This is a genomic window from Paenibacillus sp. GYB004 (assembly GCF_036577605.1).
In the GTDB taxonomy this organism is placed as follows: Bacteria; Bacillota; Bacilli; order Paenibacillales; family NBRC-103111; genus Paenibacillus_AB; species Paenibacillus_AB oceani.
The window spans coordinates 123579-149804 of sequence record NZ_JARBDB010000057.1; the positions used below are offsets into that span (position 1 = coordinate 123579).

At 57.9% G+C, this 26226-nt stretch carries 20 protein-coding genes; 8 read left to right on the forward strand and 12 right to left on the reverse strand.

Annotated features, from left to right (window positions below):
* Window positions 1-998: 998 nt before the first annotated feature.
* From PV433_RS23875 to PV433_RS23885, 3 genes are all read right to left on the reverse strand, one after another.
* A complete protein-coding gene (locus PV433_RS23875; RefSeq protein ID WP_332074538.1) occupies window positions 999-2879 on the reverse strand; it encodes an FAD-dependent oxidoreductase in 1881 nt (626 codons plus the stop codon).
* Window positions 2857-3705: a hypothetical protein gene (locus PV433_RS23880; protein WP_332074539.1), complete on the reverse strand. Its 849-nt coding sequence runs from the start codon at window positions 3703-3705 to the stop codon at window positions 2857-2859. The genes PV433_RS23875 and PV433_RS23880 overlap by 23 nt, the downstream gene beginning before the upstream one ends.
* A 112-nt stretch (window positions 3706-3817) precedes the next feature.
* Window positions 3818-4657, reverse strand: coding sequence for an AraC family transcriptional regulator (locus tag PV433_RS23885; RefSeq protein WP_332074540.1), 840 nt, complete (start codon window positions 4655-4657; stop codon window positions 3818-3820).
* A gap of 464 nt (window positions 4658-5121) precedes the next feature.
* Between PV433_RS23885 and PV433_RS23890 the strand changes: the two genes are divergently transcribed.
* Together PV433_RS23890 and PV433_RS23895 are read left to right on the forward strand one after the other, a co-directional pair.
* Entirely contained in the window at window positions 5122-5859 is a 738-nt protein-coding gene (locus tag PV433_RS23890; RefSeq protein ID WP_332074541.1) for a DsbA family oxidoreductase, read from the forward strand.
* Window positions 5860-5883: 24 nt separating this feature from the next.
* Complete coding sequence (locus PV433_RS23895) at window positions 5884-6891, forward strand: LLM class flavin-dependent oxidoreductase (RefSeq protein ID WP_332074542.1); 1008 nt, start codon at window positions 5884-5886, stop codon at window positions 6889-6891.
* A gap of 629 nt (window positions 6892-7520) precedes the next feature.
* Here PV433_RS23895 and PV433_RS23900 read toward each other — a convergent pair.
* Window positions 7521-8258 carry a spermidine synthase gene (locus PV433_RS23900; protein WP_332074543.1) on the reverse strand — a complete coding sequence of 246 codons (738 nt, stop codon included), beginning with the start codon at window positions 8256-8258 and terminating at the stop codon, window positions 7521-7523.
* 284 nt (window positions 8259-8542) lie between these two features.
* Here PV433_RS23900 and PV433_RS23905 point away from each other — a divergent pair, with 284 nt between their 5' ends.
* The 4 genes from PV433_RS23905 (at window position 8543) to PV433_RS23920 (ending at window position 10903) form a co-directional block, all read left to right on the forward strand.
* Entirely contained in the window at window positions 8543-8848 is a 306-nt protein-coding gene (locus PV433_RS23905; RefSeq protein WP_190932501.1) for an antibiotic biosynthesis monooxygenase, read from the forward strand.
* Between the two features lie 131 nt (window positions 8849-8979).
* Window positions 8980-9708, forward strand: a complete 729-nt coding sequence (gpmA, locus tag PV433_RS23910; RefSeq protein ID WP_332074544.1) for a 2,3-diphosphoglycerate-dependent phosphoglycerate mutase — start codon at window positions 8980-8982, stop codon at window positions 9706-9708.
* Between the two features lie 211 nt (window positions 9709-9919).
* On the forward strand, window positions 9920-10369 hold the full coding sequence (locus PV433_RS23915; RefSeq protein ID WP_332074545.1) for a MarR family winged helix-turn-helix transcriptional regulator: 450 nt from the start codon (window positions 9920-9922) through the stop codon (window positions 10367-10369).
* A gap of 3 nt (window positions 10370-10372) precedes the next feature.
* Window positions 10373-10903 carry a glutathione peroxidase gene (locus PV433_RS23920; RefSeq protein ID WP_190932504.1) on the forward strand — a complete coding sequence of 177 codons (531 nt, stop codon included), beginning with the start codon at window positions 10373-10375 and terminating at the stop codon, window positions 10901-10903.
* A gap of 83 nt (window positions 10904-10986) precedes the next feature.
* Here the strand turns inward: PV433_RS23920 and PV433_RS23925 are convergent, their stop codons facing one another.
* From PV433_RS23925 to ilvD, 7 genes are all read right to left on the reverse strand, one after another.
* Window positions 10987-12225, reverse strand: a complete 1239-nt coding sequence (locus PV433_RS23925) for an ArnT family glycosyltransferase (protein ID WP_332074546.1) — start codon at window positions 12223-12225, stop codon at window positions 10987-10989.
* 201 nt (window positions 12226-12426) lie between these two features.
* Window positions 12427-13173, reverse strand: coding sequence for a type I methionyl aminopeptidase (gene map, locus PV433_RS23930; protein WP_332074547.1), 747 nt, complete (start codon window positions 13171-13173; stop codon window positions 12427-12429).
* 94 nt (window positions 13174-13267) lie between these two features.
* A complete protein-coding gene (locus PV433_RS23935; RefSeq protein ID WP_332074548.1) occupies window positions 13268-15166 on the reverse strand; it encodes a PAS domain S-box protein in 1899 nt (632 codons plus the stop codon).
* 390 nt (window positions 15167-15556) lie between these two features.
* Window positions 15557-17302, reverse strand: a complete 1746-nt coding sequence (locus tag PV433_RS23940; RefSeq protein WP_332074549.1) for a hypothetical protein — start codon at window positions 17300-17302, stop codon at window positions 15557-15559.
* A 37-nt stretch (window positions 17303-17339) separates the two neighbouring features.
* The gene (locus tag PV433_RS23945) at window positions 17340-18104 is read right to left on the reverse strand and encodes an SDR family NAD(P)-dependent oxidoreductase (protein ID WP_332074550.1); all 765 of its coding nucleotides are present in this window, start codon (window positions 18102-18104) and stop codon (window positions 17340-17342) included.
* Window positions 18088-19626, reverse strand: a complete 1539-nt coding sequence (locus PV433_RS23950; RefSeq protein WP_332074551.1) for a M81 family metallopeptidase — start codon at window positions 19624-19626, stop codon at window positions 18088-18090. Before PV433_RS23950 ends, PV433_RS23945 begins: the two co-directional genes overlap by 17 nt.
* 13 nt (window positions 19627-19639) lie before the next feature.
* Window positions 19640-21376 carry a dihydroxy-acid dehydratase gene (gene ilvD, locus PV433_RS23955; protein ID WP_332074552.1) on the reverse strand — a complete coding sequence of 579 codons (1737 nt, stop codon included), beginning with the start codon at window positions 21374-21376 and terminating at the stop codon, window positions 19640-19642.
* A 244-nt stretch (window positions 21377-21620) separates the two neighbouring features.
* Here ilvD and PV433_RS23960 point away from each other — a divergent pair, with 244 nt between their 5' ends.
* Window positions 21621-22277, forward strand: coding sequence for a GntR family transcriptional regulator (locus tag PV433_RS23960; RefSeq protein ID WP_190932303.1), 657 nt, complete (start codon window positions 21621-21623; stop codon window positions 22275-22277).
* Between the two features lie 47 nt (window positions 22278-22324).
* The gene (locus tag PV433_RS23965) at window positions 22325-23497 is read left to right on the forward strand and encodes a MalY/PatB family protein (protein WP_332074553.1); all 1173 of its coding nucleotides are present in this window, start codon (window positions 22325-22327) and stop codon (window positions 23495-23497) included.
* A gap of 271 nt (window positions 23498-23768) precedes the next feature.
* Here PV433_RS23965 and PV433_RS23970 read toward each other — a convergent pair whose 3' ends face one another.
* Entirely contained in the window at window positions 23769-26180 is a 2412-nt protein-coding gene (locus tag PV433_RS23970; RefSeq protein WP_332074554.1) for a hypothetical protein, read from the reverse strand.
* Between the last annotated feature and the right edge of the window lie 46 nt (window positions 26181-26226).

The following is a 26226-nucleotide window of genomic DNA, read 5'->3' on the forward strand; positions in this document are numbered from 1 at the left end:
CGATAAGCCACCGCCTGGGAGCCGTGATCCCCGGGCGGTGGCTTTTTGGGGTCTGGGGGTTATTCGGGTGGGGTGTCCGTAGGTTGGTCGGGTCGTTTGGTCGGTCAGGTTTGTTTGACCGAAGATTCAGTTGGGTTGGCCTGTCCAGCCGGTTGGTTTGTTCTGTTGGTTTTGTACGGGTTTGCCGTTTGGTCGGTCGGTTCGGTTGTTGGTCAGTCGGGTTAGCTGTTCAGTTGGCATTTCCGGTTGATCGGTTCGGTTGGTTTGTTTGGGTTTGCTGTTCGGTTGGCTCTTCCGGTTGGTCGGTTTATAGTAATCAGCGGAAATATCGTTTCCGTTATTTGTACAATCCAAGCTAAAAACCGATGATAACGGAAATAATTGTTCCGTTATTTCGGGGGAAAACCGGATAATCGTGCACCGAAATCCATAATAACGGAAACAAAACTTCCGCTATTGACAGCCGGAGCGCCTCCTCGCCGGAATAACGGAAATGAAACTTCCGTTATTCTTTTTATACAAGGAGCAACAGACCCGTCACAAGTCAATCGCAAGCTGTCCCCACCCCTGTTACCTCAACTCCGCCCCCATCAGCTACCTTCACCGCTACCTCCACTCCGCCCCATCAACCACCTCTACTGCTCCACTACTCCACGACCTTATACCGTAAACCTGATTTTCGTACAGCGCGCGACTCCCGGCTCGCAAACGCCCGGTCACATGTCGGCTGTCCAACCTTATCCTGACCGTATACATAGAAGCCGCCGCTAAACCTCCATCCAACATAAGAATCAAGAAACCGCATCCGTCCGTTGCTGCCTGCTGCCCGGTACCCTCCCCCCAATCCCGGAAATTCGGAGACAGCTCTCTTCGACCACCAACTACTTAACTCCCCGCTCCCCCTTGTCGCAAAGCAAAGACGCCCTACTATCCTTGCGGATCGGGCGTCTATGTGCAGATGAACAACCACCTGCGGGTAAAGAACTGTACATCTGATCTTACAAAACTGCGGCCGGGCTTTGCCAACCGCGAATCGTCCGGTCGATCAGCCTCCGGATTTTATCGTCCATGACGTTGCGGATTTCCGAGCTTCCTTTGAAGGAAATGACCAGCGTTCCGTCGAGCTCCCGCTCGAATCGCCCGAACGCCTCCGCGATCGCCGGACGATTCTCCTCGTGGCGGTTTCCGATCGCAGTCAGCGCCATCAGCGCATAGGACACATATTGAAAGCGCAAGTCCGCTTCATCGGACAAAAATTCTTTATTTCCATCGATAAACGCAAACCCTTCCCTGGACTTCAACAAATCCAGCAACAAGGGGACGGCCTCCTTGTCGGCCAGCCGGCCGAGCAAATACACGGCTGCGTATCCGCGAGCCTGATTGTATTTCAGACTCGTCTGCGGCACGAACGGGTCCCGCTCCCGAACCATCTCCCGCAAGATCGGCGCCGCTTCGCGCGCCCCCATCAGCGCCAGCGCCATCGCGCTATGCCTGCGCAGATGCTCCGGCCCAGCCGGGCCGATCCATTGGAGCAGGTGCCCCCGGATCGTCTCCCCGAGCCGCTTCGCCGACCAGATCGCAACGCCGGGCTTCACGCCGGAGAGCGCTTCGCGGATGTCCGCGGGGTCCTCCAGCCAGCGTATCGGAGAATGAGCCGCGTCCGCTTGGGCGACCCGGTGCTCAAAATACACCTTATCGCCTTCCTCCAGGCAGCCCGCTTCCCGCAGCAGCCGCGCAAGCTCGGGATACGGAACGTCCCGCAGCGGAACTCCGCCGGTAATCGCCAGGTAAGCGGCGTATGCCGCAGCTTCTCCGCTTTTCTGCATATCCCGCTTCATCCGGACGAGCGAAGCCATATCGTGATCCAGAGCGATACAGCGCCCCGTGGCGAGCAAGCCGTCATACCCTTTCGGGATTAGCGCTCCGAGCGGAATTGGAACCGTAAATTTCAGTCCCCACAAACTCGCGGCTACCGTCCAATCCCGCTGCAGCTCACTCTCGAAAGCAACGTCCTTGCTATGGTTATCGAGATTGGAATAAGCCATAAACAGCGGTTCCCGAGAATAATCCTCCCGCAAAAACCGCTCCAGCGTCACCTGCTCTTCTCCGACGATAAACCGGCTCTCGCGAACCCCAAGCTGCGGAGCGATCCGCATGTACGTCGTCCCGTTGTCGTAACGGTCCATAAGATGAGTGGACAGCAGGGCGGAATCGACTATCGCGGCAGACATGCTGTGCGGATCTTCCGGAAAGACATAGCCGGAATCCGTATAATAAGCGCGTACGCGGTTCCCGTCCAGCTTGAACAAAGCGTTGGAAAACGGCTGCGGCTGATCGTCGAACGCACGTCCGCCCTGCAGTTCGCAGCCGGCCAGCCGGCATACGTCCGCATTGCCCGTGCCGTCGATGACTACCTTGCTCATCACCGTGCGGGAACCGAGTTCGGGAGAGAAACAGTGCAGTCCGGTCACGGTCCGTCCTTCCGTCAGCACCCCGGTCACAGTCGTATCGTAACGGATCACTGCACCGGCCAGGACGGCTTCCTGTTCGAGCACATATTGTTTGCCTTCCGCCCCGACTCCATAGGACGGCGTGTATACACTTTTTTCCGTATGCTGCACTTTAGCGTCAATTTCTTCGAATAAACCGCCCCGCTTGCCGAAATAATACCCGAGCACGCCGCCCGCCGTCCCGGCCCCGCCCATACAGGTATGCCGGTCAATGCCAAGGACGCGGAGGCCTTTCCTTGCAGCCGCAATGGCCGCAATCGCCCCGGCCGTCCCCAATCCGACGACGATCACATCATAGGCTTCCGGCGCCGTTCCGGAATCCGGAGCATTATGGTTTATGTCGCTGTTAGTTGGCTTTTGCCGCATCATGGGCCACCTCCCCCTTCCGGTACATATCGTAGCCACGGTCGATCGCGGCGAGCGGGTTTGAATACGCTTCCGAGGGTTGCCAGCTCCACCCCGCTCCGAGCCGGGACAGGCCTGTTGGAACGTCCGACTCGAAGCATCCGGCTACGGAGGCGATCGTCCATGACGCCCACTCCTCCGGCCTTGCCCGCCAGTACTGGTGCAGATATTGTCTCGCTTGCAGCCAGCTGTCGCCCGGATCGACCTCTACTTTTACAATCATTTCGGATGAAAACCTTCCCCGGACGACCGACATCCTGTCGTCGAAGGGAGCGGGGATGCTCGCGCCGGACGGATCGGGATGATGAAGATAAGCGTTCAGCCGTTTGCGCGGCGGTACGGTGAGCCGGCCCGGAACGGTAAGACGTTCCGATGTCGTATCTGCAATCTCGCGGACAAGTAACGGAGTGCAGCCGGAAGCGTCGTGCAGCATGACCTCGTATTGTCCGTCCCGTTCCTTCACTCCGACGATCTCGGTAAGAAACCTCACCTGCAGCCCGGATTGCTTAATAAGATGGCATAACAGCGGATGCAGCGCCGGCAGGTGGGCCGGTCCGCCCTCTTCCATCACGTTGCGCCGGAGCCACTCCCTCTTCAAATTTCGCCCGAAGTCCGTATCCGGATCTCTCCAGCCGCTCCCCGGATTCATTGCTTCGATAAACTCGCGCCCGACCGAGGCCGAACGCTCGACGACGACGACGTTACGCCCCGCTTCCCTAGCGGCTGCCGCCGCGCCGAGGCCGGCGAACGTTGCGCCGCAAATCAGTAAAGAGCAATCTGTGCGGTCCACCGATAACCCTCCTTTTCAAAACTGCGGTAGAATCCGTTGCAAAAGTACATTCGTCCTGCTTGTTCATTGTGATCGGCTGGCAGCCGGAGATAAGCCCGCTCCGCCCGGTCCGTCAGCCTTTTCTGTACTCCCGGGGAGGCATGCCCGCATGCTGAGCGAATACTCTGGCAAAATATAGCGGGTCCTGAAAACCGACCTGCCGGGCAACTTCCGACACCGTCAACTCGCTGCTTTGCAGCAGCTGCTTCGCTTTGTCCAGTCTGACCTTCGTAATGTACTGCGTCGGCGTGCAGCCCGCCACTTTTTTGAACATAATCGAGAAATAGCTCATGGACAGCGAAGCGACCTCCGCCAGTTCCTCCCTTTCCAGCGGCTCTGTGTAGCGGCTCCGGATGTAGTCCATGCTTTTGTTGATGGCGCGGCGGACCAGATCGCCTTCGTTTCTTTGCAAGTACAGCCTGCGCACTTCGTTCACGAGACTTAAGAACATCAGCCGCGACTGCCATTCGTAATCCGCCGCTTTTCCGTGCCACTGTTCGTACAACTGCCGCATGGATCTGGAGAAGCTCTCGATATCGGTCGTCTGGGTCACAATCGGAATCGGCATATGGCTTTCCTGCGGGTCTGAACAGATCACCGAGCCCCCGTCCCACTCGATCAGCTTGTAATCGTAATGAACGGAATAAAACTGCATCGGCTCCTCGGAAGTATAAGAAATCCGGACTTTGCTGCGATATGGAAAATAAAACACGGAACCGACAGTGAGCGGATACTCCGCCCCGTTCGCAGACAACATCCCCGATCCCCGAACGACGAACATGAAATTCCGTATGACCGTGGATTCAAATGTAATCGTCCGGGTCGGTTTCCCGAGCTGAAACCAGAACCGGTGATCACGCAAAAGCACATCGATTACCCGGGGGTGAAAACGCGAGAAGAAAGTGTTGTCCATAACGAATCCCCCCTGTTCCGTAAATTGATTATATTCGCTTCTCCACTCACATAAAATGGAGGATTAATCGGAATATATGGATTAATGTTTGAAAGATCTTCTATCCAATATTTCTCCATATTTTTTACTTTTCCTCCATACCGCGAACCCGGCACGCACCCTATACCTTGAGAGTGGACGGCAATCCGCAGAGCAAGCAAGTTAGCGGTTCACCTCAACTGGAACTGGTTCTTCATTCGTTATCCGTACCAGCCCCGGGTCATCGGCAAAGAGGCATATCTGCTCGCAGCCGTGCAGCATCCGGCATTCCAAATGGACGGAGGGCGACGAGCTTGCCCGGGCGGACGAAAGCTTATATAATGGGCACAACTAATGGCCGCCAGTGGAGCCCCAATCCGGTCGCGTCGCTAAAGGGACGTTCGGGAGCTTCGTAAGTACATTTTATTCGGAAAGGTGCGATTAGGATGAAAGTGGAAATATGGTCGGATTACGCTTGTCCGTTCTGTTATATCGGCAAAAGAAAGTTTGAAGCCGCCCTGGAGTCGTTCCCTCACCGCGGCGAGATCGAAGTCGTGTACAAAAGCTTCGAACTCGATCCCAACGCCAAACGCGATATCGACACTGATATTCATACGATGCTTTCCTCCAAATACGGGATGAGCCGCGACCAGGCGATCGCGATGAATGCCAATGTAGGCGAACAAGCCCGGTCCGTCGGGCTCGACTTCCGCTTCGATACGATGGTGCTGACGAACACGTTCGACGCCCACCGCCTCACGCAATATGCCAAACAGCGCGGACTCGGACAGGAGATGTCCGAACGGTTGTTCCATGCGTATTTTACAGAGTCCAAACATCTCGGTGACCGGGAGACGCTGGTCGCTCTCGCCGCCGAAGTCGGCCTCGATCCGGCCGAAACGGCCGAGGTGCTGGCGGGCCATACCGGCTCGCAGGAAGTGCGTGCTGACGAGCAGGAAGCACAGGCTCTAGGCGTACGCGGCGTCCCTTTTTATGTCATCAACCGGAAATACGGCGTATCCGGAGCTCAGCCGAGCGAGGTGTTCGCCGAAGCGCTGGATAAAGCGTGGAGCGAAGAAAACCCGATCATCCTCATGAACGAAGGTGCGGAAGGGATATGCGAGGACGGCTTCTGCGGCGTATCGCCGGAGCCGAAGGTTGAGAAACCTGGAAGTAACGACTAAACCGACACGGAAGGCGGATGCCCCATGACGAAGCTAAGCGTCCTGGACCAATCCCACGTATGCGAAGGCCGGACCGCGTACGATGCATTAAGCGAGACGACGAAGCTCGCCCAGGAGACCGAACGGCTAGGCTATTCGCGGTTCTGGGTGTCGGAGCATCACGCTTCGCCGATGCTTTCCTTCTCCAGCCCGGAAGTGCTGATCGCCCATCTAGCGTCGGCTACGTCGCACATCCGCGTAGGCTCCGGCGGCGTTATGCTTCCCCACTACAGCGCCTATAAGGTCGCCGAGAACTTCCGGCTGCTCGTCGCCCTGCATCCCGGACGGATCGATCTCGGCCTTGGCCGCGCCCCCGGCGGTTATCCGCTGGCCACCCGGGCTCTCCAGGAGGACAAAACCGTGGATATTCGCAAATATCCGCAGCAGGTCGCAGATCTCGTCGGTTATTTCTACGATTCGCTGCCGCCGGACCATCCGTTCGCCGGCCTGCCGGTGTCGCCGGTCATCTCCGATACGCCCGAGATGTGGCTGCTCGGCTCCAGCGACGAAAGCGCCAAAATCGCCGCCAGCCAAGGCGCGGCTTACGCTTTCGCGCAATTTTTCGGCACGCCCGGCGGTGAGGAGGCGATGCGGATCTACAGAGCCCAGTTCCAGCCTTCTGTGCTGAACGACCGGCCGCATTCCATGGTCGCGACACTCGTCGTCTGTGCAGATACGGAAGAGGAAGCGAACCTGCTCGCCACCAGCTCCGACTTGTTCTTTCTCCGGCTGGAGAAAGGCATCAATCAGACGAGCCTTCCATCTGTGGAAACGGCTTTGCACTATCCGTACACCGAATACGACTATATGCGGATTAACCAGTACCGGCAGAAACGGATTATCGGCACGCCGGACAAGGTGAAGCGCCAACTGCTGGAGATGCGCGAGCGGTACGGCGCGGACGAACTGATGATCAACACGCCGGTCCACAGCATGGAAGCGCGCATCGCTTCATACCGGCTAGTCGCGGAGGCGTTCGGATTGACTTTGTAGCGCGTACCGGCTCGCGTGTAGAGATTCGGATTGGATTGTCTTCGTAGCAGGCCGGCTGCAGCGGGCGATGTGAAAGGGGTTCTCCCTAAAGTGTTCACATGACAGGTGAACGTCCGTTTTCAAACGTAAGGACTTCAACTTCCACAGCAAAGTGGAGGCTGAGGTCCTTTTTCGAGGAAAATCGGTCTAAATGGGGCGCAAAAATTGCAAATGACGTTGTTTCGCCGCATGACGCGACGGTCGTCGATCGATCACAGTAAGAGTTTTTTGGGACTCTTAATTTGCTCGAATCCGGTAAAATTTTTGAAATAGAGGATGATAGGGGCTCTTATTTTCACAAAAATATGCAAATCCGGCCGACGGGCTTCGAATAACGGCTGCTAGAGACGCTTATTTTGCGCCCAGCTTACATTTTCGAAAAATAAGAGTTGCAAAAGACCGCTAAGGTTCGCTAATCTCATTGCTCCAGTTACCTAGCCCCAGTTGCAATAGCTCCCGTCGCCCTCCAGTTGCTCCAGCTACTCCAACTGCTCCAGTTACTCCAATTGCCCCAATAACCGTAGTAGCTCCGGGTGCTCCGACCGCCCCGGCTGCTCCAAGATACAAGCCGCACCTCAAGGCGGCTTCCTTTAATCCACAATCACGTACCCCGGCTCCAATTCGACCTCTTGAAAGCCGGCCATCTCGCCGGGATGGACCTGAATCTCCAGGTCGCCGGCGATCAGGATCATATTGTGAATGTCCGCCCCGTCGGTTCCGGGGAGATAAAACGCTTTGGCGTACAAATAATGCTCGTGGAGCGTCGTATAGATCGCATTGATCCGTTTGTCGTTTCCCGGCTTGCCCATCAGGTTTAGAATGACGGCTCCCCTGGAGATGAGCTTTTCCTTGGCCAAGCGGAAAAAACCCGAGGATGTGAGGTGACGCGGAGTCCCCTTTTGGGTAAAGGCATCCACAACCACGTAATCCAGCGAATGCAGATCCGCTTGCTCCAGGAGCAGCCGTCCGTCCCCGATCCGGACATGGTCGCCCCGGTAATGGAAATACAACCGGCTCAGCTCTACGACCTTTTCGTCAATCTCTGCTACTATTAACCGCTTGTCCGGGTAACGGCCCGCAATCGTGCCGATCCCGTGTCCGATCACGAATACGCTCCCGAACGACGGATGGTTGCTTTCCATCAGGTGTATGATCGCCCTCGGATATTCCAGCACGATGCGTTTCGGGTCTTTCAGATCGATGGCGCCTTGCACCGCATCGTCCGAAAACTGCAAATACCGGAACTTTCCCAGCTCTCCGTACAGCTCGGTACTCTCATAGACGGATATTTCATTTAGCGCGGTCGTTTCTTTAACCAACAGATGCAAGATGTTCGGTCTCCTTTGCTGCTGTGCGTGAAACTTATCTCAGCCGTTCGATAATCGGGCTTACGTTAGAAGTTCCCTGTCTCCTTTGTGTAAAAGCTGTCTTTCAGACATTCGCAATCCGGCTGCGTTTTCCTTCCGAACCTTTCCGAAATCCGAGCCTGCAACGCAGCCGAACCAGCTACACGACCGGTCCTCCGCCCGCCCCCGTTTTGGCTTAGCTAATTCAAACTGGTATAATAAGTATGGAAAAAGAAAAGAAACGATACTGTCGGGAGGCGAAACCTATGTTAGTCGTTACGAATACGATCCGGATCAAGGCCGGATTCGGCAAGCAGGTGGCCGGAAGATTCGCCGAAGCGAAGGGCGTTCAGCAGATGCCGGGCTTCGTGCGTCTGGAAGTATGGCTGGGAGCCGGCCAGGAAGGCGAAGAAGAGCTGAAAGTGTGCACCGTCTGGGAGAACGAAGAAGCGTTCAAAAACTGGACGTCCAGCGAATCGTTCCGTGCCTCGCACCGCGGAGCGTCCGACAGCAAAGAAGTGATGCTTGGAGCGACGCTGAACAAATACGAGCTGATCGTCTCCGGTTCTTGATCGGAATATGTATGCAAAGCGCCTTCTCTCCAGTACGGAGCGGGCGCTTTGGTTTATGACGCCCGCAGGATGCGGCACCTGGGAACAGCCGCTTTCCATAATCCCGTTCCTTGTCGGAAGGATGTGCCCGGATGATTCAACTAGTGCTGATCCGCCACGGTCAAAGCGTGTGGAACCAGGAAAACCGGTTTACCGGATGGACCGACGTCGACTTGTCGGCGAACGGTCTTCAGGAAGCCCGGCAAGCCGGGCAAATTTTGAAGCAAAACGGGTTCCTTTTTGACGCCGCCTATACGTCGGTATTGAAGAGAGCGATCCGGACGTTATGGCTCGTGCTGGACGAGATGGATCTGATGTGGATTCCCGTTCACAAAACGTGGATGCTGAACGAAAGACATTACGGCGCCCTGCAAGGCTTGAACAAAGCGGAAACCGCAGCCCAATACGGCGAGGAGCAAGTCCATCTGTGGAGAAGGTCCGTCGACGTAAGGCCGCCCCTGCTCGCCCGGGACGACCCGCGGTACGAAGGAAACGACCCTAGATATACGGGCGTGCCCGCTCCGCTGGCGGAAAACTTGGCCGACACCGAGCAACGCGCGTTAGTCTGCTGGAACGAAAGCATCGCCCCGGCACTGCGCGCCGGCCGGAAAATCATCATATCCGCTCACGGCAATACGCTCAGGGCGCTGGTGAGATACCTCGATCAGCTTCCTTCCGACGGAGTGGCCGATCTGAACATCCCGACCGGACTCCCGCTCGTCTACGAACTGAACGACATGCTGCAGCCGATCCGGCATTATTATTTGGGGATGGACGGGGAGCTTGCCGAGCGGACGGTTCCGGACCGGATCTCTCCTTAAGCCGTTCCGTCTTCTTCCCAAGCCGGTTCTCCCCGGCTCTTCCGCTTCGGAAGGGCCCTCTGCCAAAAATTCAAACTACGCTGCCGCTTTACTATCCACTTCTTCATGCAGGTAATTTGACTTTAATCCGGTATTTTGTTAATTTTATTTTGTCACCAATGCATTGCATGCAATTTAATTGAGCACGATTCAAATACCGCAGGAGGCCGCTATGAACCGGGACGACATACTGAAGCTCGACAACCAGATTTGTTTCGCCGTATACGCCTGCTCCCGCGAGATTACGAAGCTGTACCGGCCCTATCTCGACGAGATGGGCATTACGTACACGCAATATGTAACGCTTCTCGCACTATGGGAGGAAGACGACATGACGGTGAAGCGATTGGGCGAGCGGCTGTATTTGGATTCCGGGACGTTGACGCCGCTTCTTAAGAAGCTGGAGGCTGCCGGTCTCGTGGAACGAATCCGCGATCCGCGCGATGAGCGCAACGTCCGCATCCGGCTCACCGGCCCCGGTGTCCGGCTCAAGGAACAAGCGTCCGGGCTGCCCGGCCGGATTGTATCCCGCACCGGACTTAGCGGGGAACAGGCGCGATCGCTCCATGCCGGGCTGAACGCCTTGCTGCGGAACATTCATCAACCGACACGGGAGGAATGAACGATGGGAGTTTACGATTATACGGCGAATACGATTCGAGGGACGCAAAAAAGCTTAAGCGACTATGAAGGCAAAGTGCTGCTTATCGTCAATACGGCCAGCAAATGCGGATTTACAAGACAATACGGCGATCTGCAGAAGCTGTACGAGCAGTATAAAGACCAGGGACTGGTCGTGCTCGGATTCCCGTGCAACCAGTTCGGCGCCCAGGAGCCGGGTACGAACGAGGAAATCGATACGTTCTGCCAATTGAACTACGGCGTGACGTTCCCGTTGTTCGACAAGATCGACGTTCGCGGTTCCGATCAGCATCCGTTGTTCGGTTATTTGACCGGACAAGCCCCGTTCCAGGGATTCGAAGATCCGGAGAGCCGGCTCGCCACCTTCCTCCAGCAGCAAGGCTTGCTGGAGGGCGACGACATCAAGTGGAACTTCACCAAGTTTCTGATCGACCGCAGCGGCAACGTCGCTCAGCGGTTCGAATCTACCGTCGAGACGGACCAGATGAAGCCGGCAATCGAAGCGCTTCTGTAACGCTGGCGAACACCCCCGCAGACGGCCGTTGCTGCACAAAGAACCGCAGGAGTCTCCTTGATGCTCCTGCGGTTCTTTGATGTTCAGCCTCGTCTCCATCTCCGGAACAAGCCGAGAGCGACTGTTACTACCCGATCCGCCCCATAAGCCGAAACGATCGCGATAAACGGCAAAGCCGGCGCTTTATACCGGTACATCACGTCGATAAAAAAGATGACGCAAAATACGAATACAGCCAGGATCACCAGCCACAATACCGAAGCTTGGCGAAACCGTCCGGCTGTTATCGCCGCCGCGCTGCCGATCACGAACAGCAAAGTCGGCAAGGCGTGCCGGACAAAGGATGCGACTCCCCACAAGCTGCCAAAATCCGCTCGCCACACCCACCAGCCCAGGAAGGATATCATCCGTTTGCCGTACAGGATCAAGATGTGGTCCCAGTTGTTAATCAGGAAGCTGACGATCAGACTGTTCATGATATTGATCTCGTAATTCGGCGTATACACATGATCGTATGGAGTCGACTTGTCATACACCCAGCCCGTGGCGTAAATGTTGTACAGCACCATCCGGATGTTCTCTTCCATGGAAGCGAGCAGCGGGTCCAGCTTGCCGCTGGTTAATAAATAAACGCCGATTGCGGCCGCCGCGGCGACTCCCCCGCCCAGCACGAACCGGTATCGCTTGAGAAAAACAAACACCGTCGTCCGGCCTAACCGGACCAGAATATATACCATCATAAATGCCAACGTGATAATTCCCGCAGGCCGGAACATAACCATAAGCAGCGCCGCAGCCGCAAACCCTGCCTTGTACCTCCTCTTGTCCGATTCGAAGCAACGCAGGACCAGATAGACGCATAACAGCAGCAGGCTGATGAAAAAGCTGTCCGTGATCACATAAGTCGTCCAGCGGATAATCCCCGAGGAAAACGAATAAAACACCGAAGCGATCACGGCGGTCGTCCGGTTAAACAATCGGCTGGCGATCGCATACACGAGCATCACGCTCAAGCCGGTCGTAGCCGCCTGAAGAAACAAAACCGCAGCAGGGTCTTTAAAGATAGCCAGAAGGAGCGTAAGCAGCATATTGTAGCCCATATATAAAATGTCGTTCATATGCAGGCTGATCTGAAAGTTGTCCAGCATCGAATAGGCGTAATTCAAGTACCATTCGCTGTCATCCGAAGTCGGGAACCCTTCCGGCGAAACCATCACTTTATAAAAATAGCCCAAATTCACCGCCAACGACAGCACAACAAGCGGAAGGATATAAAAAAGTTCACGATCTTTGTATTTGTGATACAGACGGTACACGATCATAACAGCTCCACCTATTCGTAATTAGGGACGGCCTCTGCCGTACGCTCCGCTCCGTACGGGGTACATGGAGAAGGCATCGTTCCCTCCTGCAGCCGGCAGCGGAAGCGCCGGGGCATGCGGTTGGCCACGGCCATCTGACGCCAGGCACCGCCCAGGGCGGCTGGAGTTCAGGAGCGGCCGCTCCCCGGCTTCACTTCCCGCTTATTGCTTCGTCAATATGAGCGGGCCGTCGGCCGTAATCGCCACGGTATGCTCGTACTGCGCCGACAAACTGCCGTCGATCGTCCTCGCGGTCCAGCCGTCCGGGTCGATCTTGCACTTGTATGAACCGATATTGATCATCGGCTCGATCGTAATGACCATCCCTTCCTTCAGACGCGTGCCCCGGCCCGGAGGTCCGTAATGAGGCACCTGAGGCTCCTCGTGCATCGCCTGACCGATCGCATGGCCGACGAAATCCCGCACCACCGAGTACCCGTTCGTTTCCGCGAACGTCTGGATCGCATGGGAAATATCGCCGATCCGGTTGCCGACAACCGCCTGCGCGATTCCGAGATACAGCGCCTCTTTCGTAATATCCAGCAGCTTCTGCGCTTCCGGAGACACATTGCCCACCGCATACGACCAGGCGGAATCGGCGAGCCAGCCGTTCAGATTCACGACCATATCGATGGCCACGATGTCGCCGTCCTCCAGCTTCCTTTCGCCGGGAAAGCCATGGCAGATGACGTCGTTTATCGAAGCGCACGTTGCATAAGGGTAGCCCCGGTATCCTTTTTGTTCCATCGCCGCCCCGCGGCTCGTAATGTACGCCTCGGCAAACTGGTCGATCTCCCGTGTCGTGATCCCGGGCCGGATCAAGGCCGCAAGCTCCCGGTGACAGGAAGCGAGCAGCTCGCCCGCACGCTGCATGTGTTCAATCTCTTCTTTCGTTTTGATGACGATCATACGTACCTCCTGCAAACGTAAAGCCGGTAAATGCGGACTGCATTCCCGGCTTCCGATACTTACTGTTCATTATAGGGCATCCGGTGCGAATAATTCAAATTCCGGTTTGCTGCTCGTGAGCGAGCGGCAGCACCACGTCGACTGTCGTGCCCGAATTTTCGCAGCTTGTCACCTTTACCGTGCCATGATGATTTTCGATGATCCGCTTGCTGACCATAAACCCGAGACCGGTCCCGTTTTCCTTCGTCGTGTAGAAGGGCTGCCCGAGCCGGCCCAGCACGTGCTCCGGAATGCCGCAGCCCTGATCGATGATGCTCAGCCGAATCCGGTCCGTCCCTTCCCGCTTCAGCCGGATGACGATCTCCCCGCCTCCGGGCATCGCCTCGATCGCATTTTTAATAAAATTAATGAACACTTGCTTCAACTGGTTCTCGTCGCAGGAGATATGGGTAATGCCCGGCGAAAATTCGGTGACGATCTGCACGTTGTTCAGAATCGCCTGTGTATCTAGCAGCGTCGTTACTTGCGCCAGCAGCACCCGGATATCCTGCCGCTCGAGCTTGACCGTCTGCGGCTTGGCCAGAATGAGCAGCTCGTTCAAGATCATCTCGATCCGCGTAATCTCCGATGCGATAATATCGAAGTATTCCTTCTTCTCGGCGTATCCGTTTCTCATCAGCTGCACGAAACCTTTAATCGCGGTAATCGGATTGCGGATCTCGTGCGCGATCCCCGCGGCCAGCTGCCCGGCCAGCGACAGCTTCTCCGAGTTGATCATCAGCTCCTCGGCGTGCTTGCGGTCGCTCATATCGCGCAGCGAAACGGACCAGCCGGACAGCCGGCCGCGTTCGTCATTCATCGGAAACGCCGTCACGAGCACGTTCAGCTTCGTCCCGTCTTTGCATTGCCGAACCGTTTCGAATCCTTTGAGTGATTCGCCGCTTGTTAACCGTTGGATATTCCGCTGAATCTCTTCGCTCCTGTCCGGCGGAATCAAACCAAGCTCGCCGAGCGGGCGTCCGACGATTTCATCGCCGCTCCAGCCGAACCGGTTCTCGAACGCTTCGTTGACTTGCAGTACTATACTTTCCGAATCCATGATCATTATCGGGTCTACATTGTTCCGGATAAAGGACTCCATTCGCTCCTTTGCCGCACGCAGCTTTTTCTCCGCCCGTTTCCGGTCGGTAATGTTCCTTCCAACCCCCAGAATGTGCTCGGAACCGCCGTCCGCATCGTCCAACGGTTTCACCGTCGATTCAAACCAGAAATAGCAGCCGTTCTTGTGGCGAACGCGGCACTCGAATGAGCTGCCTCCGGATATCAAATCGGGAGCGGAGCTCTCGAAGACCGCCCTGTCTTCCGGATGCCATAGCTCCGTGGCAAGACGGCCGATCAGCTCTTCGGGCTCGTAACCCATCACGCTTCTGGAAGCCGGGGATATGAAGAGAATCGTCCCGTCATTCGAAGTAATCGTTATGACATCCTGCGAGTTTTCCGAGAATAGGCGGTACATCCGGTTGCTGTGCTCCAGTTGGGATTGCAGCCTGCTGTCGTACTCCGGCCGATCGCCGGACATCGCCGGTAATCGCTCGAAGGGACTCCCCGTCTTCCGGCAGGACACGTCCTGGAGCACCAGTACGAAGAAGCACGGCTGCTCCGATTCGTCCCGCACCAGGGAGGTACACAATTGTACCCTAACGGTGCAGCCCGTCTTATGCAGAGCGCGGATCTCCAGATGCAGAGAGTTTTGCGTCCCGTCGAGCAGACCCGTCAGCGAAGCCAACAGCACGTCCATCTCATCGGGATGAACGATGGAACGGACCGTCATCTCCATCAGCTCGTCCTCGGCATACCCGATGACGGAACAGACCGTTTCGTTGACAGTGAGCCACCGGCCGTCTGCGGAGACGAGCGCCATGCCGACCGGGGCGTGAGCAAACGCTTGGGCAAACCAGCCTTCCCCTTGAAGATGGAATCGATCTTTCGTCATAATTGAACCTCCCGCTCGTAGCTGGTCCGTAATTTCTTCGCGAGAGATTGCCGATTTTCCTCCGTCAACCGGAAAAGAAAGGAATTGATAAAAACGTTTCTGCCAAAAACAGACCTTGTCGATGCTTACTGCCGGCGCGAGCGGTTCTCCGGCTGTTTGTCCGGACCGCGTCGAAGATTCGGTCGGCTGCATGGATCGCCGCCTCTTGGCGGCTATTTTTACTCGGGAGCAGGGACGCAGAAAAGCTTCCCGGACCCCACGAGATCGTGGGTCGGGAAGCCGCTCATGCACCTATTATTTTGGACATATTGCGAAACCTGTGCCATCGTGTATCAGATCTGCGGGACCGGCCGGCGATCATCAGGCACAGGGACGCGGACGATCCCGCGCTTAAGCCTCGCTGCTCATCACACCGCTGCGAATCGATCCGGCAGCGCCCGTATTCGCATAGTTCGTGTAAGCTTTATACCACTGCGGCATCATGTTGTCGGGAATGAGGATGTGCCGGAGCACGCCGAAGCCGTATACGCTGCGCCACAGCCGCTCGGTACGCTGCACCCGACGCTTCATCAGCGGGTAGGCGGCCTCGATGCCACTGCTATCCATCTGCGACGCGATCGTATAATCGAGCGCCATCAGCTCCGCCTTCAGCCGGATCTGGGCGAACGACCAGGAACGGTTCTCGTCGACCGACGCGTACCGCTCGATCGCCTCCAGCTCCCGCTGCCACCTCGCCGCCTTAGGCTCTTCCAACATCTCCATCTCCAGCAGCACGTCAACAAACCGGTTCAGCGTATCCCCCTGGAGCCGGAACAGCAGCCGTCCGTAAAATTCGGCGATATCCCGTACGCCGCCCGCCGGATTCCAGCCGAGCCTGCTCGCCGCGAAAGCGTTGAAATGATCCCCGAACGATTCGTTGTAGCTCATAAAGCCGGTGCATTGCTGACGAGCAAACGACCCGAGCACCGAGCTGATCCGCCGGGAAGCGCTGTGAACGCCCGTTTTCGTATACACGTCTCTCCGGTCATGCGAGAAGCCGATATGCAGGAAGCAGCCGAGCCGCATGTCCCCGATCCGCTCGCGCACGTCAGGCAGCTCGAATACGCCATAGGTGGCGCTGAACTGGTAGACGCCAAACCAGTCTTTGGCGGGGCCGGCGATAAATTGCTGAAGCTGCAGCAGCTCCTCGTCCGACGTCCACCAGCCGCATATATCGGCCTTCAGCTCCGGATAGAAGGCGCTTACCGTCCCGTACACATCCCGGACCAGCTCCAGAAACACCGGATAATACGGCTGACAGGACGGACAGGCGCAGCCGCCGTCGTCATAAGGGACGCAGACGATCTTCTCGATGCGAATCCCGCTCTCCTTCAGATCGTCGAACAGCTGGCGATGGTTGTTCAGGATGACTTCCCGCGCCGCCGGATTGGACGGGCACAGCACCTGGCCTTGAACGCGCAGCTTGTGATCGCGTACCCCGACCCATTCCGGACGCATCTGGTCGACGTAGCCTACGTTCGGCGTAATGACCAGGATGTTATCCAGCCCGAGCCGCTGGCTGATTTTCAGCCATTCTTTTTTCCTCCGCCACAAAAACATCGAGCTGCTGTGATATACATGGGAATGATACGGGTCCGGCATATCGTTCGGATCGAACCAGTCCCCATAGCCGCTAGCCCCGGCCAGCGCCAGATCTTCCAGGTAGCGCTGCATCTCCCCGCTCCAGCACACCTCGAACGAATTGCCGAAATGGCCCGGCATATAATGAATCCGGTCCGTCAGGGCAGGCGCAATCTCCCACCTGCCGGGCGCCAGCTCCGCCTTGATTGCCGCTCCGCCCGCCGACGGGTCCGCCTCCGCGCCGAGCGCCCCTGCGCGGTCCGCCGCAGCAAGCAGCCGGTTCAGCAGCTCGCCCAGACCCGCCACATAGTCTCTGGTCCGGGGCGCACCGATGAAAATGTTGCGATCCTCCGTTATTTCCAGCACGAATCCGTCCGTCCGGACCGAATCGAATGTGATCCGCAACCTATCGGGAGCGCCGCCGCCGGTTATTTCCGCGATCCGTTCCGCCGCAATTCGCGCCGCTTCTTCCGCCTCTGCAAGGAGACAACGGCATTCCAGTTCCAAAAGTCGCATTCGCTCCACCCCATCCGCCCTTCACGGGCTGCCATCTTTAGTGCATCGCCCATCCGCCGTCGACATTCACGGTCTGGCCTGTTATAAAGTCGCTCTCGACCGAAGCCAGAAACAAAAAAGCACCGACCATATCCGGCGGCAGCTGCCGCCGCGGAATCGCCTGCTCTTCCTCCAAATAAACCCGCGTCCGCTCCTGCTCGGCGGGATCGGGCATATCGAGCAGCTCCTGCTCGGTCATCACCGCGCCCGGGGAGATCGCATTAACCGTGATGCCGTGCTTGCCGACTTCCCGGCTGAGCGCCCGGGTGAAGCCGACGACGCCGCCTTTGGAGGCGACATAATGCACGAATCCTTTGTTCCCCCGCAGGAACGTTACCGACGACACGTTAATGATTTTCCCGTACCCGCGCTCGCGCATATGAGGAAATACGGCCTTGCTCGTCAGAAAACACGACTTCAGGTTGACCGCCTGGACGCGGTCCCATTCGTCTCCTGTAATCTCGTACCATTCCTTACGCGGATAAATCCCTGCGTTATTAACCAAGATATCGACACCGCCCCAAGAGCGGTTCACCGTATCGATCATCGCCGCCACGTCCGTTTCGCTGCTGACGTCCCCGTAGAGCGCCATCGCCTGCCCGCCGCGGGATTCGATCTCGGCGACGAGTTCCCTCGCCTTCGTTTCCGTTCCGTAATAATTAACCGCGACCTTCGCTCCTTCGGCTGCAAAGGCCAGGCAGACCTCCCGGCCGATGCCGGTCGAGCCTCCAGTTACGAGCGCGGTTTTATTTTGCAGTCGCATCGGTATTCTCCCCTTCCCTGGCCGGCCATGCGAAATTTTCGTCGAACGGAACCATCGGCCTCGGGATGCGCTCGAACGTCAAACTTTTGATTTTGGCGGTGCTCGCTCCCGGCGTATCGAGAATAAAAATGCGGTCCGACAGCTTCTCGTATTCAGCCCGGAACTGGTTGGCCGACTTCACCAGCACGAGGTCGGCCTCCGCAGGCTCCAGCCCGACGCTCCGGTACATCGCGGGGTCCCCGGTGAACGTTGCGTTTTCCATCAGCAGCAGCGAGATCGTCCCGATCCGCACGACCGCGCAGCGTCCCATATCGGCTTCCATCCGGTTCGCCGTGCCGCCGCCAAAGCGGAATTTCCCGGTTCCAATCGCAGCGACGACGGCTTCGATGTCCAGCGGTTCGCCGACGGACCGGCTGACCGAATGGCCGAGGCGCAGCTTCACGGCGCTGCCTTCTCCTGCCAAGACTGCGGCTGCCGCCGCATCGGGGTCGAGCATCGAGAGCAGGCAATTCCAGCGGCGGTCCGCTCCGAGCTCGAGCAGACGCCGCAGCACGAAGTTGCTGTCGCCCGGAGAGCCCGCGCCGGGGCTGTCCGCCGAGTCGGAGATGATGTACGGCAGGCTGCGGTCCGGGTCCGCTTCCAGCTTGCGTATAATGTCCGGCACCGAGTACAGGTCCACCTCGAACTCGCTGCGCTTGCTCCACATGAGCCCGGCCAGACGGTCCGCCTCCGCCTCCGTACGGTCCGGGTCATCGCCTTGAACGATTACCGAGCAGCCCATCTCCTCGATATCCAGCCAAGGCTGGACGAGAAACAGCGAGGTGAGCCGGGAAGGGTCCTCGCGCTCGCCCGCGCGGGCTTCCTCCCACAGTTCGTACATCGGCCCGCGGTACGTCTGATGGCTCTCGGCCGGCACGATCATCGGCACCTTCTTAAGCTTGAGATGCGGCTTCGTCTCACCGCGCATAATCCGGAACAGCTGCTTCGCGGCACGGTAACCGGTCTCCTCGCAATCGACGTGAGGGAATGTCCGGTAGCCGACGATGCCGTCGACCAGCCGGACCATGCGGTCGGTGACGTTCGCATGCGAGTCGAGGGTGATGACGATCGGCACATCGGGCCCGGCCCAGCGGCGCAGGTCCTCGATGATTTCAACGTCCGCATCGTCGTGATCCTCGGCCGCCCATGCGCCGTGCAGCGCGAACAGGATGCCGTCGCAGGAAGGGAGGCCCGCCAGTTGGCCGGTCAATAGTTGTTTCAGCTCGTCCAGCGTCCGCCGCGGAACTCGTCCCGACGAGACGGATTGTGCAAACATCGTCGGCAGCAGTCTAATTTCCCCTGCCCGCTCCCGTTCCTCCTCGGCGGCCGCCCGGATGAATCCGGTCAGTTCGTTTTCCGCGGTCTGCGGCTGGAGCAGCTGCTCGCCGAGTCGAAAGTAATACTTCCGGAAATCTTGCAAGGTGCTGCTCGCTTCGCTAAACGTATTGCTTTCCTGAAGCAGCCCGCCCACGACGATTCTCATATGCGACTCCCCTTTATTCGTGTATCGAAGCGCCTTCCAGAGCCGGCCTTGCCAGCCTCGTATATTGCCCGAGAGCTCCCTTGTGCCGGATATCCGGACGTTTCCACTGTGCTTTTCGTTTCTCCAGGACATCCCCAATTTCCTGCTGCCCGAGCAGCTCACCGTTAATCCCGACGATGTCGAGCGTTCTTGCCGGAATGTCGATCCGCACAATATCGCCCGTCTCGATCAAGGCGATCGGCCCGCCGTCGGCCGCCTCCGGTCCCAAATAACCGACGCACGGTCCCCGTGTGGCGCCCGAGAACCGCCCGTCCGTCACGAGAGCCGTCGTTCTGGACAATACCAGATCGGAGGCGATCAGCTCGGACATGTAGAACATTTCCGGCATTCCCGTCGCCCGCGGCCCTTGATAGCGGATCACGATAACGTCGCCCTGGCGGAATTCGCGGTTCAAATAAGCTTCGACCGCCGCCGGCTCGCTGTCGAACACTTTGGCCGGGCCTTCATGCACCATCATTTCTTCCACGACGGCGGATTTTTTGATCGTCGCTCCGTTCGGCGCCAAGTTCCCTTTCAACAGCGCCAGCGAGCCTTCCGCCTTCAGCGGTTTCCCGATCGGGTAGATGACGTCCCGCTTGTTCAGCTTGTAATTGGCCAGAAACATCTCCGCATAATTCGGCATCTCGCTGCGTTCGAACAGCTCCAGGTTGTCTCCGAGCGTCCGGCCCGTAACGGTCATGCAATCGAGATGCAGGTAAGACTTCAACTCCTTCACGACCATCGGCACGCCGCCCGCATACCAGAACAGCTCGGTCGGATACTTCCCGGCCGTCTTCGTATCGACAAGCACCGGAATCGTCCGGTGAATCGCGTCGAATGTCTCTGCCTCCAGCTCGATGCCGATCTCCCGGGCTATGGCAATCAAGTGCATAACTGCGTTCAGCGAGCCGCCGATTGCGGAATGGATCATGATCGCATTCTCGAACGCTTGCTTCGTCAATATATCCGACGGTCGGATTCCGGCTTTGTGAAGCTCCATCACTTGCTGGCCTGCGGCTCTCGCCATCCGCCGAATCTCGGCGTTCGTCGCCGGTATAAGCGCTGACCAGGGGAGCGCGAGGCCGAGCGCCTCCGCCATCACCTGCATCGTCGCAGCGGTCCCCATATACTGGCAGGCGCCGCACGTCGGGCAGCAGGCCCGCTGGAAGGCGAGAAACTGCTCCTTCGTCATCGTCTGCTCCTTGACCTGCACGCTCATATGCCACAATTCCTCGTTCGACTTCATGCAGGGCCCTGCTCCCATCGCCCCGCCCGGTACGTGAATGGCCGGAATGTCCAGACGCGCGATCGCCATCAGGTGGGCTGGAACTGCTTTATCCCCCGCCGAACTGAGCACCATCGCGTCGAAAGGCGTCGCCTTCACGTGAATTTCTACCATAGATGCTATGAAATCGCGCGAAGCGAGCGAATAATGCATCCCTTCGTGCGCTTGTGCGATGCCGTCGCATATATCTGTCGTCGTATAGCGGGCAGGCTTGCCTCCCGCCTGCAACACACCTTTCTCCGATTCGGCTACCAGTTCATCGAGATGATACGAACTCGGATGACTCGAGCCGGCCGTGCTCTCCACCAGCACCTGCACCTTGTCCAGGTCTGCCACTGTCCAGTCCATCGACATGCGTAAAGCGTCTCCTTCGAAGCTCATGCTCCGCACTTTCTGGCTGCGCAGCTCATTACCGGTATCACTCAATTTCGACTTCCCCTCTCTCCGCATGCTCCAATGCATAGCTGACATTAGCTGACATTACCAGTATTCGATATTATTGTACGATTGTCAACAATATTTTGAATGCGTCATCATCATCCCTGAGTGTGGAAGACCGTGTCTCGGTTTCATTCCTACTAGTCCGTGCCGATGTCCGAATGTTTACAATCAAGCTGGATTCCCTTACTATGAATAAAGTGAACCATATATTGAAGGAAGTGCGAACCCGATGTCCGATTTCCGATTTGACGAGCAAAAAGCGACCTCCTTGCGTCACAAAATTACCGACGATATCCGCAAGGCGATCTTTCAAGGCAAATTAAAGTCCGGCGACCGTCTGCGCGAAGTGGAAATCTCGAAGCAGATGGGCGTCAGCAGAGGGCCGGTCCGCGAGGCGATCCGGATGCTGGAGCAGGAAGGGCTGCTCGTCTCGCTTCCTTATAAAGAAACGACGGTGGCGGATATCAGCGGAGAAGAAGTGCGCGACGTGCTGAATCCGATCCGCCTGATCATCGAGACGTTCGCCATCCGCAAGGCGCTGCCGAATATCGGGGAACGCGAGCTCGAGAGGCTCGCCGGATTCGTGGCCGCCATGAAGGAAGGCGCCGCGCAGCGGGACTTGACCCGGATCGTGGACAACGATCTGATGTTTCACGAATACGTGATCAGCCTTGCCGATATGCCTGGACTGCTCGGCACATGGACGTCGATCTACAACCGGATCCGGCTTCATTTTATGATCCAGGGCCGTGCCTACGACGATCTGAACAAGCTGTGGAAGGAACACGAGCTGCTGCTCAAGTCGATCCGCAAGGGCGACCCGGAGCAGATAGCCGAAGCTTGGGCCGACCATGTCGGAACGTACCGGTCCGAAGATGTCAACTAAACTTAACTGAATCGAACGAGAAACCACATCACTTGGAGGAACCCGACATGAAATACGATTTCGACCGCCGCATCGACCGGAGAAACACACGCTCCTACAAATGGGATCAAAGCGAGAAGCTGTTCGGAGATAAAGACATTTTGCCGTTATGGGTAGCCGATACCGATTTTGCCAGCCCTCCGGCCGTACGCGAAGTGATCGAGAAACGGGCGGCGATCGGGATGTACGGTTATTCGATCCGCCATGACGGTTATTTGCAGGCGATCGTGGACTGGTACCGCCGCAATCACGGATGGGCCGTGGAGCCGGAGTGGATTATCGATTCGCCGGGCGTCGTCACCTCGCTGGCGCTGGCTGTCGAGCTGTTCAGCGAGCCGGGAGCCGCGGTTGTCATTCAGACGCCGGTTTACTATCCGTTCTACGACGTCATTCGCAACAACGGGCGTACCGTCGCCATGAATCCGCTGCTGCACCAGGGCGGCCGGTTCGAGATGGATTACGGCCAGCTCGAGAAGCTGTTCCAAGACGGAGCGAAGCTGATGCTGCTGTGCAGTCCGCACAATCCCGGCGGCCGCGTATGGAGCGAGGACGAGCTGCGGAAGCTCGGCGAGCTATGCCGGCAATACGGCGTTACGATCGTCTCCGACGAGATACACGGCGATCTCGCGCTGCCGGGTTATACCCATCGCCCGCTCGCTTCGCTGTCGCCGGAGCTGGCGGAGATTACAATCTCGTGCCTGGCCGCCACCAAAACGTTTAATATGCCCGGCCTGCATACGTCGTTCATCATCGTCTCCGATCCGGCCAAACGGCGCAAGCTGGACCAGCGGTTCAAGGCGCTCAGCCTGCATATGGCGCAGCACTTTGCCCAGGATGCGGTCGAGGCGGCATTTAACCACGGGGAAGACTGGCTCGAGCAAATGAAGGAGTATGTCGCCGGCAACGTCGAATTCGCGATCAGTTATTTGGCCGAGCATCTGCCGGAAGTAAAGCCGATGCGGCCGGAGGGCACCTATCTGCTGTGGGTCGACTGCCGGGCACTGAAGCTCGATCCCGCCGGCTTGAAGGACTTGATGTTCCGCAAGGCGAAAGTCGCCTTCACCGAAGGCTCCGTATTCGGTACGGACGGCGAGGGCTGGTTGCGCATCAACCTCGGCTGCCCGCGCTCGATCGTCGAGGAAGCGCTGGAGGCGTTCTGCAGGGCGGCGAACGACCGGTAAGAAGGGGAATGTCCCGATTGTTCGGTTCGCATGCGACGGGAACGTCCCCGCATCCGAACGAAAGGACCTCAAATTCCACGGTGAAGTGGGAATTGAGGTCCTTTTTCTCAAGGAACATCGGATCGGCAGCTTGTTGGTGATCGGAGGGGGAGGGGCAGGAGCGCTGAACACGTATCCTCTTGCGGGTTTGACAAAGAATACAGCCTTTCGCACCCTCTATTTTCGGCATCTCTGCAAGTCAGAGACGAAACGAACCGGCCGGACCCTCCGACTAGAACATCCTCAGCAGCCGTGCGGTTCCCCCTGCCAGCTCCACCACGAGCGTGCCGTCAAGATCTGCGCTCAGCTCCTCCCCGGTAACAAGATCGGCCGCCGCTCCCGGCAGCGGAATAGGAAGCTTGCCGTCTTCCGTTCCGAAATTCGCCGCGAGTACGTACTGATGACCGTCCGCTCCCCGGACGCTTACCGCCCGGATCACTCCGGCTTCATGCCGGATCACGGACAAGAGACGGTCGTCCCCGGCATAGGCGGCAGTCTTCTGCCTAGGAAGACCGGCTTGCAGAAGATACCCCGTATCGAGCAGCGGTTCACCCGCCGGTACGGATATAGCTTCTGTCCGGCAAGGACCGCAGACGGTGTCGGCATATAACGTCTTCTCCAGCCCCACCGTCCGTAGATTGGTCTTCAGACCGACATTTCTTCGGCCCGGGCTGTGGATCGAGATCCCGTCCGTCCCGTAGGCCGCTACGACTCCCAGCTTGTCATCGACATTAAGCCAGCGGGACCCGGTCGAGACGATCTCCTCCCCGTTAACAAGGCCAGTTACGGAACGCCCCCCGTGCTCATGGTAATAGTCGCGGCGTCCGCCGTTGAACAGATCGTTCGGAATAAGCAGGTTCAACCCTTTGACCGATCTTAGCATCGTCCGTTGCCCCGATGCGGCGGCATATTGCAGCACGAGCATATGCGTATCGTCGGGCAGCGCCGCGCATACGAGCCGGCTGCGGGCAAGCTCCTGATCCTGCTGTCCTTCCGCGAGGAGCCCGCGGGTGAATAGGATCGTACTGCCTGACGTAACGAATCCGCCCGGAAACAGGTGCCCCGTATGCCCATCCAGCTTTTGCTCCGTAAACAGGCCGTATCCCTGCAGCTGTCCGGACAGGTTCTCGCGCCATTCGGCCATGTCGCTGGAGCCGGCTGGCACGATGAGCCCTTGCGGCTTCTCCGCCGATTCCCATACCCATGAAGCGATCCGCTGCTTGCCCCTCTGCAAATACGCGCCGTGGTAGGCGTCATGCCATGAGTCCGGACGCGCGGACCCGGCCGTCCCCGGAACTTCTTCCGGTTCGCGGAGCGGCTTGTTGACATCGGCTGGCATGGGTTGCATGGGTTGCATGGGTTGCATGGGTTGCATGGGTTGCATGGGTTGCATGGGTTGCATGGGTTGCACAGCTGGCACGGCTTCCGCGGCCGACGCGCCCTGCGAGGAGCTGCGGTAAGCAAGCTCCCGCCAGGCAAGCCCCATCGACAACGCCGCCGCCCGGTCCGATTCGAGCCGGGTAAAGTAAAGCGGCGATTCGCGGAGCAGAGCGCCGCAGCGGAACGACAGGAACGTGCCGTCCCCCGAGGCGTCCATCTCCTTGACAATTTGACGCAGCCAGCCGTCCTCGAACTTCGCGCACTCCGCATCCCCGAACAAGTCCGCGATCATATGCCAGACCGGAATCACGTAGTCCTGGCAATACGTGTAGCGAATTCGCGTATCGCCGCCGATCCGCAGCAGCCGGCCGTCGGGGAACGTGCACGTCTTCACCGCATCCCACAGCTCCCGGGCGTGCCGGTACAGCGACTCCGGCGCCCGTATTCCTTTGCGGAGGCAGTCGAAATGAAGCATCGCCATATTCGACAAGCAGATGACCATGTAACCGACGTTCAGATAGCCGTGATGATTCAGCGCCATCGAAGGAAAGAAATTCGCCCCGACATATCGCTCCGACACTTTCCGGCCGTCGACGATTTCTTCGCTGCTTTCATCTGCCGGAACGGACACCGAATTGATCAGGAAGTCGGTACCCTTCTCGCGGTACTCCCCGGCTCTCGGGGCGTCGGGATAACGGATCGCCGTCCGGTGCAGAAACGCGCCGTTCCACAAGTTGCTCTCCGGCTTGTTGCGTCCTTCCTTCGCCGTCAAGCCGGCGACGATCTCATAATGGTCGAGCAGCCAGTCGCACTCCGACAGCATGACCCGTCTCAGCAGCAGTCGCTCCTCGTCGGTCATATCCCCCTCGACCGCTTCGACCCCGTGCATCATCCGCTCCATTCCCAGAACGCTGATCCACGTATTGCCCCACGCGGTACCGTCCGTACAAGTGTACGTTCCGGCCACATGCGTATGAAGACTGTAACGCAGCAGGCTCAGTGCGGTCTCTCTGACCTCAAGCCGGCTGATGCCGGCCCGCCGCTCATCGAACTGCGGGGCTTCCGCCAGCACAGCGAACGCGGCAAATGCCTTTTGATTCGTCTGGACGCCCCAGCCGTTTTCTCCCGTACCGTAACAGGCCAGTTCCGGGCGATCCGGGCAAGCGAACAGATAAGACTTTGCCCCCCGAACCCATCTTTCCAGCAACCTCGTATAATCCTCGATACCGGCTATCCGCTCGGACTTTTTTGTTGCATCAGTCACGGTCACTCCCGCTCCTCCTTCCGGGTCAATCGTTCGTTTTGTTCAG